The following is a 6,854-nucleotide window of genomic DNA, read 5'->3' on the forward strand; positions in this document are numbered from 1 at the left end:
TCCCAACGCCGGCGCCGCCACCTGATCTGGCGCGGCGCCCTTCAATCCCTCCTTGGCTGGGCCGGCTGGCTGACGCTGGTTGCCCTGGCTGATCTCGTTACTCGGTGAACGACATGAGCTCAGCTCTCGCATCGGTCGGCCAGCTCGACCGCACCAAGTACCTCGGTGGCAGTGACGTCGCCGGAATCCTTGGCATCAGCCCCTGGCGCACGCCGCTGGATATCTACCTGGACAAGATCGAGCCCCGCAAGGAGGTTGATCCCGCCAAGAAGAAGATCTTCACCCGGGGCCAGCGCATGGAGCCCTATGTAATCGACCTTCTGGCCGAGGAAACCGGACTCGAGATCATTGGCCGGGGCAACCGCTACCGCGACAGACAGCACGATTTCCTCGCCGCCGAGATCGATGCCGAAGCCGCCAGCGGCGAGAACATCGAGATCAAAACGGTCAGCCCGTTCAAGGCCAAGGAATGGGGAGACGTGCAGACCGACGAGATCCCCGTGCACTACACCGCCCAGGCCATGCACGGCCTGATGGTCACAGGCAAGCAGGTCTGTGTGTTCGGCGTGCTGATCGGCGGCGATGATTTCCGCGTGTACCGGGTCGAGCGCGACGACGAGACAATCGCCGCCATCCGCGAGAAGGAAGTCGAATTCTGGGATCGCATCCAGCGCCGCGACCCTCCGCCGCCCAGCGCTGTGTCGGATATCAACCGGCTATTCAGCAGCGATGCCGGCGGCTTCATCGAAGCCAACGGCGATTCGCTGGAGGCCTTCAACGAGCTGCGCGCCCTGCGCACCCAGGCCAAAGCCGCCTTCGATGCTGCTCAGGCCTTGGAAGAGCGCATCAAGCTGTTCATGGGGGGCAATGCCTTCCTGATGTTGGACGGCATGCAGCTGGCCAGCTGGAAAAGTCAGGACTCGCGCCGCTTCGATCAAAAGGCGTTTGCCGCCGCGCACCCCCAGCTGTTCGAGCAGTTCAAGACCGTCACCACCTCCCGCATTTTCCGCATCAAGTAACCCGCCAGGAGACAACCATGTCCACGAACGCCCTCAAGGCTGCGGCGACCGGCCAGGTCGCGCCGCAATCGGCTGCCCCCAAGAGCATTGCCGGCCTGCTGGCCGACCCCAAGATCAAAAACCAGATGGCTTTGGCGCTTCCCAAGCACATGACTGCCGACCGCCTGGCGCGCATCGCCACCACAGAGCTGCGGAAGGTCCCTGCCCTGGCCAAGTGCAACATCGAGTCGTTCATGGGCGCCATCATGCAGTGCGCCCAGCTCGGCCTGGAGCCAGGTAGCGCCCTGGGCCATGCCTACCTGCTGCCGTTCGGTAACGGCAAGGCCAGCGACGGCCTGGCCAACTGCCAACTGATCATCGGATATCGCGGGATGATCGACCTAGCCCGCCGGTCCGGACAGATCGTCAGCATCGCCGCCCGGGCCGTTCACGAGCGCGACCAGTTCAGCTACCAGTACGGCCTGCACGAAGACCTGCAACACAAGCCCTGCGAGGACGGTGAGCCCGGCAAGCTGACCCACGTCTACGCCGTGGCCCGCCTCAAGGACGGCGGCGTTCAGTTTGAGGTGATGAGCAAGCTCGAAGTGGACAAGGTCAAGGCTCAAAGCAAGGCCGGCAACAACGGCCCATGGGTAAGCCACTACGAGGAAATGGCCAAGAAGACGGTCATTCGGCGCCTGTTCAAGTACCTGCCGGTGAGCATTGAGCTGCAACAAGCCGTCACCCTGGACGAGCGTGCAGACGCTGGCATCGATCAGCAGAACGCGGCGGCCCTCACCGGTGAATGGCAGGTGATCGACGACCAGATACCAGATGCACCTGATGGCGTGGACACCGAAACCGGTGAGATCGCCCAGCAGGATCAAGCTTCCGCCGACTACGGCGCCCAGCGCGAGTAACCCGCCATGACCAGCCAGACCGTTGAAGAGCTGTACAGCTGCGTCGAGGAGTTCAAGGCCCTGCTGGCCGCAGCCGAGCTGCACGCCAACGGCGGCTGGGAAGACGAGTTCGTCAGCGACATGCGGACCAAGTTCAAGCGCTACGGCCCGCACACCATGCTCAGCCCACACCAGCAGAAGAAGCTGGAACAAATCGGAAAACACTGAGGAAGACCGCATGAAAGTAGAACACCGCGAAGCCATCGAGCGCGCCAAGCTGCACGGCATGACGGGCATGACCTTCGCCCATCAGCTGATGGTGCACGACCTGGTCGAAGCCGCCCTGTTCGAGCTGCGCAACATCAAGGTGCCGTTCGGCCGCCTGGGCGAAGACGACCAGCAGGAGGTGATCGACCGCATCACCAAGCAGGCCGAGGAAGTGGTGTGGACTGCCGTGGGCATCATCAGCTCGCGCAGCGTCGACACCATCCCGATCAAGATCGCCGACTCCAAGTTCAAGGAGAAGAACATCACCGTCACCGGCGTGGTCGATGCCCAGGACCCGAACCGGCATGGCCTGATCGACCTGTCCGGCAAGCTGGCCCTGTTGGTGCTGGCCCCGAACGACTACGCCGAAGGCCTGGACGGCATCCGCGCCGAGCGCGATCAGCATGAACTGCCGCTGAGTGCGTCCGAGATTGTCGCGGGCATGGGCATAGATCGCTGGCACGAGCAGCAGATGGAGCTGGCCGAACAGCCAGACCATGATAGCGACGATGCAGGTGATGCCGATGATCCGCTATACGAGTCGGCGGTCGAGTTTGTCCGGGACACAAACAGTGTGGCGATATCACTGGTCCAGCGTCAGTTCAGCATCGGTTACAACCGAGCCGCACGACTCCTGGATCGGATGGAAGCCGACGGCTATATCACCTCCCCAAACAGCAATGGAAATCGGGAGCTCGTAGCGACAACCCAGGAACCCACCCCGCTCAGCAAAGAATTCGGCGACTTCGACTACGACGACGCCAAGCAGCTCATCGTGCTCAAGGCCAGCGGCAACCGCTTCGAAGCCACCTGGGTACAGAGCCGCCTGGCCATCGGCACCGACCAGGTAACCACCCTGCTGCTGCGCCTGCTCGAAGACGGCGTGATCGAGGTCGTAGACGAAGGCGCCAGCTCGCTCGAGCACGGCTACAAGGTCGTGGCCACCCTGGCGCAGGTCGTCTGACCTGCAACCGCATCAACCATGAGGCGCCTTCGGGCGCCTTTTTCGTGCCTGGAGATCCCCATGGATAACGTGAAAGAGCGCCCGATACTGTTCAGCGGGCCAATGGTCCGCGCCATCCTCGATGACCGGAAGACTGTCACCCGGCGACCGCTAAAGGCATGGCAACAGCCAAGTCAGCAGGAAGACGGCACTTGGTTTGCCACCGCACAGCGCCACCCGCGTTGGGGTTTCGGGGTCAGCGGGGCTGATGCTCCATCGTGCGCCGCCGAACTGGAGTCATGCGGCGTGTGCCCCTACGGACGGCCTGGCGACCGGTTGTGGGTGCGCGAGACGTTCATGGACCTGCGTGGCACCGGCGTTGAGCATCGGCCGGACCCGGCCGGACCGCTGCAGCGCTATGCCTACGCCGCCGAGGTGCGGCCGGGGTCGTTCGCTGACGACACGCGCAAGGACATGGGTTTGAAGTGGCGGCCGAGCATCCACATGCCGCGCACCGCCTGCCGCCTGCTGCTGGAAATCACCGCCGTGCGCGTCGAGCGCCTGCAGGCGATCAGCACCGAGCAGGCCCTGGCCGAGGGCATCATGTTTACTGACTTCGGCCTGCGTGAGCGGCCGGGCCAGGTCAGCCTCGACGGCGGGAAGACATTCCAGGCGCTCCCGCCCAAGCAAGCCCCTGGCTGGCATGCCGGTGATGCCACGCATCCCGACCGCTGCATGGACACCCCCTATGGAGCGTTTGCCAATCTGTGGGCCAGAACCGGCGGCGACTGGGCGGGCAATCCGTGGGTGTGGGTGGTCGAGTTCAAGAGGATCGAGCCATGATCGCCATCGCCTACATGGCCTACCTGATCTATCGAGGCCCTCGGTGAACAGCCACCAGTACCAGCCATTCTCTGCTCGGGGCTTTGGTAGCTGGCACACCTGCAGCGTCTGCGGAACATCCAAGCACAGCGGCTACTACTGGCTTGGCGGCTACAAGAGCAACGCCGAACCGCCCTGCATAGCCTGGAAGATCGACCCAGAGTGGAGGGCCCAGGCCATCCCCGCGCCCATCACCGAACTCTAACTCCTCCTACAACTCAAGCCCGCCGCGCGCGGCCTGGAGCACAGCCATGACCCCAACCGCCCAGGCGGCCCTTGACCGGGCCCGCCGCCCTACCCCTGCGCCTGTGTTTTCCACCAGCACGGCCAAGCCAGACCGCCCGCTGCCGATGCCGGTGCCCACGGGCCTCATCAACGAATTCATGCGCCATCAGGCCCGAGAGGATGCCCGCGACATGGTGCTCTCGCTCAAGGCCAAGCTGGCCAGCGAGAACGGCGTGCAGCAGGTCATCGAGGTGCTGAAACGCGCCGGCCTGGGCCGGCCTGGCAGCGTCGTGCAGGGCTTTCTCGACGTCATCCAACTGCTGCAGGAGCACGGGCAATGACCAAACCACCACTGGCTGAGCGCGCAGTTGCTGCGCTTATCCGCTACGAGACGGCTGCCGCCGACCTGGCCAGCATCAAGAAAGGGATCGTGGCTGAGCTGGAGAAATGCCCGATCACCATTGACGCCTATCACGGCAACATCGTTGGCGGCATCCACCGGCCACGCAGCCAGGCGGACACTGACCGACTGTGGGATGGCTCACGTGTCCGCCATCACCTGCACCAGGTGCTGCAGATCACCAGCAACGACGGAGGCGATTACGACCGGGACCGCGGCCTGCGCGACGACGAGATACGCGCCGAACTGGAAGGCTTGGGCGAAGAGCCAGATGAAGCCTTCAAGTGCGAGCACTGCCTGGCCGCTTGGATGCTGATCGAGCGCCGGAAGCTGGCACGGCAGGAGTTCGGCCAGGCCAAGCGCCTGGTGCGCGCCCTGGGCAAACAGGCCATCAAGGGGCTCGGACGATGACTGCCGCCCCCAAAGTTCTCGACCCATGCAGCGCCAGCCGAATGATGTGGTTCGACAAGCAGGATCAGCGAGCGCTGTTCGGCGATATCCGCGACGAAGAGCACCTGCTGTGCGATGGCCGTGTGCTGAAGGTTGAGCCTGATGTGCTGATGGACTTCCGGCGGTTGCCCTTCGAGGCCTCGACCTTCCGCCTGGTGGTGTTTGATCCCCCGCACCTCACCCGTGCCGGCGTCGACAGCTGGATGCGCGCCAAGTACGGGCTGCTCACCAGCGACTGGCGAGAGGACATCCGCCAGGGCTTCGCCGAGTGCTTCCGCGTGCTGGAGCCCGAAGGGGTCCTGATCTTCAAGTGGAACGAAACCCAGGTGCTGGTAAGCGAGCTGCTGGCCCTGACCGATGAGAAACCCCTGTTTGGCCACAAGTCCGGCAAGCGCGAGAAGACGCACTGGATCACCTTCATGAAGCGAGGTGAGCAATGACCGCCCTGCGCCGCAAGCCCGTGATACGCGGCGGACCGATGCGGCCCATCGACTGCCCGAGCCGCTGCGATATCTGCGGCAACCCAAGGAACAAAGGCAACCACACCAAATGCAGCGCGATCCGCAAGCAGCGGGCGCAGGAGAAGGAATCATGAGCAAGAACGATATGGTCAGCGTGCCGCGTGAGCTGGCTCAAATGGCTGCCGATGCAATCGATGATCTTTTGACTGATGGAGTGTCGGCTGTTTCAGCTGCTGCGTGGGTCGATGTCACGCAGAAGATGCGCGCCATCCTGGCCCAGCCAGCCGAGCAGCACCAGGGCGAGCAGGTGGCACGCGTGCCGGTTGAGCGCGATGAGCGGGCGGCGTTTGAGGTATGGCTAAAGATTGAGGCTGAAAAACAGGGTTATGCATATCCAGGTTATGTCGCCACTGCTTCGAGCGATGGTGACTACTGCTCGGAATGGGCCGATTCTTCATGGTCGGCCTGGCAAGCCCGCGCCGCCCTGGACCGCAAGCCATCAGCGCTGGTTGATCAGCTGCAGGCCGACCTGACGGCGCGGGATGAGCGGATTGATGCGCTGAGCCTGGATGCCGGGCGATACCGATGGCTGCGCGATCCTGAAAACCAATGTGCGGTTGAGGATGACAGCGACTACTACATGCCGACGATGATCTGCGGCTATGCAGAGCATGAGGATGTATTGACCTGCGAGGCTTTGGACAAAGCCATCGATCAGGCCATGGCCAAGGAGGCCCAGCCATGAATCCTCTCGCCATCGCTCTCTGCTGCATCGCCAGCGCCGCGGCGGCCTTCAACTTCGGCGTCATGGCTGCCACCTACAACATCGTCCAGGCCGAACAGCCCCGCGATCCACCGCCGGCCGGCGACCAGTTCGACGAAGGACCGGTGCTGGTGCGCCTGCCAGGCACCGCCGATGCCACATCCCGTTTCATCTTTTGAGGGGGTCACATGGAACAAGAGGTAATCCACATCCCCGAGCTGGCCAAGATGCTCGGGCGAACGGAATCATCGATAAGAAGCGCCAGGCAGGAGGGGGCCAGCTGGCTGCCGCCGTTCTTCAAGCAAGGCGTCAGGATCTGCTGGCGGGTGGCGACGGTGCGCAAGTTCCTGGAAGAGTACGAGCAGGGCATGCATATGCCGGCCAAGCCTGGGCGGAAGCGCAACGCGCCGCCTACCCTGGCCAGCGTGCGCTAGCCCAGCTTGTCGGCCAGAGTGTCCGGGCACAGGTGGGTGTAGCGCTTGAGCATGCTCATGGTCTTGTGGCCAGTGATCGTGGCCACCTCCATGATCGACAATCCCTTCTCGAACAGCCTGGACGTGCCCTCG

General features: G+C 63.6%; 13 protein-coding genes and 1 pseudogene. 13 read left to right on the forward strand and 1 reads right to left on the reverse strand.

The window, feature by feature from the left end; translation table 11 throughout:
• The first annotated feature begins 113 nt into the window (after positions 1 to 113).
• The 13 genes from DM373_RS21080 to DM373_RS21130 all read left to right on the forward strand — a co-directional run bounded on the left by DM373_RS21080 (position 114) and on the right by DM373_RS21130 (position 6,722).
• Positions 114 to 1,019, forward strand: a complete 906-nt coding sequence (locus DM373_RS21080; protein ID WP_110995411.1) for a YqaJ viral recombinase family nuclease — start codon at positions 114 to 116, stop codon at positions 1,017 to 1,019.
• A 17-nt stretch (positions 1,020 to 1,036) separates the two neighbouring features.
• Positions 1,037 to 1,918: a recombination protein RecT gene (gene recT, locus DM373_RS21085; protein ID WP_110995412.1), complete on the forward strand. Its 882-nt coding sequence runs from the start codon at positions 1,037 to 1,039 to the stop codon at positions 1,916 to 1,918.
• 6 nt (positions 1,919 to 1,924) lie between these two features.
• Positions 1,925 to 2,125, forward strand: a complete 201-nt coding sequence (locus DM373_RS21090) for a hypothetical protein (RefSeq protein ID WP_110995413.1) — start codon at positions 1,925 to 1,927, stop codon at positions 2,123 to 2,125.
• Between the two features lie 10 nt (positions 2,126 to 2,135).
• Positions 2,136 to 3,128 carry a DNA translocase FtsK gene (locus DM373_RS21095; protein WP_110995414.1) on the forward strand — a complete coding sequence of 331 codons (993 nt, stop codon included), beginning with the start codon at positions 2,136 to 2,138 and terminating at the stop codon, positions 3,126 to 3,128.
• Positions 3,129 to 3,197: 69 nt separating this feature from the next.
• Positions 3,198 to 3,950 carry a hypothetical protein gene (locus tag DM373_RS21100; RefSeq protein ID WP_425272602.1) on the forward strand — a complete coding sequence of 251 codons (753 nt, stop codon included), beginning with the start codon at positions 3,198 to 3,200 and terminating at the stop codon, positions 3,948 to 3,950.
• A 43-nt stretch (positions 3,951 to 3,993) separates the two neighbouring features.
• Positions 3,994 to 4,194 carry a hypothetical protein gene (locus DM373_RS28820; protein ID WP_157966869.1) on the forward strand — a complete coding sequence of 67 codons (201 nt, stop codon included), beginning with the start codon at positions 3,994 to 3,996 and terminating at the stop codon, positions 4,192 to 4,194.
• 46 nt (positions 4,195 to 4,240) lie between these two features.
• Positions 4,241 to 4,555 (forward strand): hypothetical protein, encoded by a 315-nt coding sequence (locus tag DM373_RS21105; protein ID WP_110995416.1) that lies wholly within the window; start codon positions 4,241 to 4,243, stop codon positions 4,553 to 4,555.
• Entirely contained in the window at positions 4,552 to 5,025 is a 474-nt protein-coding gene (locus DM373_RS21110; protein WP_110995417.1) for a hypothetical protein, read from the forward strand. Before DM373_RS21105 ends, DM373_RS21110 begins: the two co-directional genes overlap by 4 nt.
• Positions 5,022 to 5,504 carry a class I SAM-dependent methyltransferase gene (locus DM373_RS21115; RefSeq protein ID WP_110995418.1) on the forward strand — a complete coding sequence of 161 codons (483 nt, stop codon included), beginning with the start codon at positions 5,022 to 5,024 and terminating at the stop codon, positions 5,502 to 5,504. Before DM373_RS21110 ends, DM373_RS21115 begins: the two co-directional genes overlap by 4 nt.
• Complete coding sequence (locus tag DM373_RS28980) at positions 5,501 to 5,659, forward strand: hypothetical protein (RefSeq protein ID WP_167409854.1); 159 nt, start codon at positions 5,501 to 5,503, stop codon at positions 5,657 to 5,659. The genes DM373_RS21115 and DM373_RS28980 overlap by 4 nt, the downstream gene beginning before the upstream one ends.
• The gene (locus DM373_RS21120) at positions 5,656 to 6,270 is read left to right on the forward strand and encodes a hypothetical protein (RefSeq protein WP_110995419.1); all 615 of its coding nucleotides are present in this window, start codon (positions 5,656 to 5,658) and stop codon (positions 6,268 to 6,270) included. Before DM373_RS28980 ends, DM373_RS21120 begins: the two co-directional genes overlap by 4 nt.
• Positions 6,267 to 6,467 (forward strand): hypothetical protein, encoded by a 201-nt coding sequence (locus DM373_RS21125; RefSeq protein ID WP_110995420.1) that lies wholly within the window; start codon positions 6,267 to 6,269, stop codon positions 6,465 to 6,467. Before DM373_RS21120 ends, DM373_RS21125 begins: the two co-directional genes overlap by 4 nt.
• 9 nt (positions 6,468 to 6,476) lie before the next feature.
• On the forward strand, positions 6,477 to 6,722 hold the full coding sequence (locus DM373_RS21130) for a hypothetical protein (protein ID WP_110995421.1): 246 nt from the start codon (positions 6,477 to 6,479) through the stop codon (positions 6,720 to 6,722).
• On the opposite strand, the pseudogene DM373_RS21135 reads toward DM373_RS21130, so the two are convergent.
• Positions 6,719 to 6,854 (reverse strand): annotated as a pseudogene (locus tag DM373_RS21135) (site-specific integrase); the annotation flags it as partial. The gene DM373_RS21130 and the pseudogene DM373_RS21135 overlap by 4 nt on opposite strands.

Origin of the sequence: Pseudomonas sichuanensis (genome assembly GCF_003231305.1) — a bacterium.
Taxonomy (GTDB): Bacteria; Pseudomonadota; Gammaproteobacteria; order Pseudomonadales; family Pseudomonadaceae; genus Aquipseudomonas; species Aquipseudomonas sichuanensis.

Coding starts and splice junctions, on each gene's coding strand:
- DM373_RS21090 (WP_110995413.1), top strand. CDS start 1,925: ATGACCAGCCAGACCGTTGAAGAGCTGTACAGCTGCGTCGAGGAGTTC.
- DM373_RS21125 (WP_110995420.1), top strand. CDS start 6,267: ATGAATCCTCTCGCCATCGCTCTCTGCTGCATCGCCAGCGCCGCGGCG.
- recT (WP_110995412.1), top strand. CDS start 1,037: ATGTCCACGAACGCCCTCAAGGCTGCGGCGACCGGCCAGGTCGCGCCG.
- DM373_RS21130 (WP_110995421.1), top strand. CDS start 6,477: ATGGAACAAGAGGTAATCCACATCCCCGAGCTGGCCAAGATGCTCGGG.
- DM373_RS21095 (WP_110995414.1), top strand. CDS start 2,136: ATGAAAGTAGAACACCGCGAAGCCATCGAGCGCGCCAAGCTGCACGGC.
- DM373_RS21105 (WP_110995416.1), top strand. CDS start 4,241: ATGACCCCAACCGCCCAGGCGGCCCTTGACCGGGCCCGCCGCCCTACC.
- DM373_RS21110 (WP_110995417.1), top strand. CDS start 4,552: ATGACCAAACCACCACTGGCTGAGCGCGCAGTTGCTGCGCTTATCCGC.
- DM373_RS28980 (WP_167409854.1), top strand. CDS start 5,501: ATGACCGCCCTGCGCCGCAAGCCCGTGATACGCGGCGGACCGATGCGG.
- DM373_RS21080 (WP_110995411.1), top strand. CDS start 114: ATGAGCTCAGCTCTCGCATCGGTCGGCCAGCTCGACCGCACCAAGTAC.
- DM373_RS21115 (WP_110995418.1), top strand. CDS start 5,022: ATGACTGCCGCCCCCAAAGTTCTCGACCCATGCAGCGCCAGCCGAATG.
- DM373_RS21120 (WP_110995419.1), top strand. CDS start 5,656: ATGAGCAAGAACGATATGGTCAGCGTGCCGCGTGAGCTGGCTCAAATG.